Annotated in this window: 2 protein-coding genes; both read left to right on the forward strand. The window is 67.1% G+C overall.

All coding sequences use genetic code 11. The features are described 5' to 3' along the window. Window positions 1-480: methyl-accepting chemotaxis protein (locus QR78_RS26160; RefSeq protein ID WP_048430531.1), on the forward strand; the 480-nt coding region annotated here is incomplete at its 5' end. Between the two features lie 294 nt (window positions 481-774). Beyond that, a partial coding sequence (locus QR78_RS26165) for a cache domain-containing protein (protein WP_202972805.1) occupies window positions 775-1,774 on the forward strand: 1,000 nt, incomplete at its 3' end.

Below are 1,774 nucleotides of genomic sequence, written 5' to 3' on the forward strand. Positions count from 1 at the left end.
ATCGCCGCGCAGACCAACCTGCTGGCGCTCAATGCCACGATCGAGGCGGCCCGGGCCGGCGAGGCGGGCCGGGGCTTCGCGGTGGTGGCCGCCGAGGTCAAGGAACTGGCCGGCCAGACCGCCAAGGCGACCGAGGAGATCGGCGGCCAGATCACGGCGATCCAGGCCGCGACCGGGCGTGCCGGCGAGGCGATCCTGCAGATCGGCCGGACGATCGCGTCGATCAACGAGATCTCGGGGATGATCGCCGCCACCGTTGTGCAGCAGACGGAGGCGACGACGGAGATCTCGCGCAACGCCGCGGAAGCGGCGCACGGCACCCAGGACGTGTCGGCCAACGTGGCGCGGGTGCTGACCTCGGCCGGCGAGACCGGCAGCGCGGCGACGCAGGTGCTGGGGGCGGCGGCCGAGCTGGCGACGCAATCGCTCAGCGTGAAGCAGGAGGTCGACACCTTCCTGCGCGACATCCAGGCCGCCTGACCGGAGCGAGGGAGCGGGATGCCGATGCGGCGGATGCGCGAGAGAGGGCACACTCCTTCGCGCATCGCCGTGACGTGATGGCCCTCGCCGCGACATACCCAGGCAGAGATGCGACAAGGACCGCCCGCAACATCGGGAATTTAATCCTTTTCCTTGCTTCATTACCTAGAGCATTACGTCAGTTTTAGTTTTAATAATCTATTATTAATAATAACGCAGTACGCGCAAGACATGATAGCACGTCGCGCAGAGCGATGCGCTGGGTTCGAATCTCTTCGATATCGAGACCGCACGATGCTTAATTTGAGAAGCATAAAATCGCGGCTGACGCTCGGAGGCGGCATCGTCACCATCATCGCGATGGCGACCGTGACACTCAGCGGCTCGTACTTCATGTACCGCTCGTCCCACGACGCGGCCGAGCGGGAGATGAGGACCCTCCTCGACCGCTATGCCAACGACGTCTCTCTCAGGATCGTCGAGGGATCGGCCGTCGCCGCGACGGTGGCGAACGCCGTCGCCGGCAACGTCGCGACGGGATCGCCCGACCGCCGGGCGGTCGAGGCGATGATGAAGGTCGTGATCGCCAGCAACCCGAACATCGTCGGCCTGTCGGTCGGCATGGAGCCGGGCGCCTTCGACGGGAAGGACGGCGAGTCGGGCCGGTTCATCCCCTACGCGTTCCGGAAGCCGGACGGCGCCCCGAGCATCGAGACGCTCGGCATGACGGCGGCGGACGGCGCAGGGGAGTGGTACGACAAGCCGGTACGACAGAACCGGCCGCGGGTCCTCGATCCCTACGCCTACACCGTCGACGGCAAGAGCGTCCTGATGACGACGGCCGTCGGCGTCGTCCACGACAAGGCCGGTGCGGCCATCGGCATGGCGGGCGTCGATATGGGGCTGTCGCAGCTCCAGGCCTTCGCCGGCAGCCTTGCTCCTCTCGGCGTCGGGCAGATCATGATCGCGGCCGGCGGGTCCTGGGTCGCACATCCGGATACCGGGCTTCTGGGCAAGCCGATCGACCAGCCGGAGATCGCCAAGCTCGTCGAGGCGTCCGACCGGGTCGACGGCCCGGTCGTCGAACTGGGAAAGGGCAAGGACGGCGCACGCGACTTCGTCTCGGCCGTGCCGGTCCGCTTTCCGGGCATTGCCGAACGTTGGCACCTCATCATGACCATCCCGCAGGACGCCGCGCTCGCCGGCGCGCGCGCGGCGCTGAACATGATGATCGCGACCTCGGCGCTGATCCTCGTCCTCGTACTCGTCACGGTCTTCGTCGCGGCCGGTTCCT

Source organism: Methylobacterium indicum (assembly GCF_001043895.1).
Classification (GTDB): Bacteria; Pseudomonadota; Alphaproteobacteria; order Rhizobiales; family Beijerinckiaceae; genus Methylobacterium; species Methylobacterium indicum.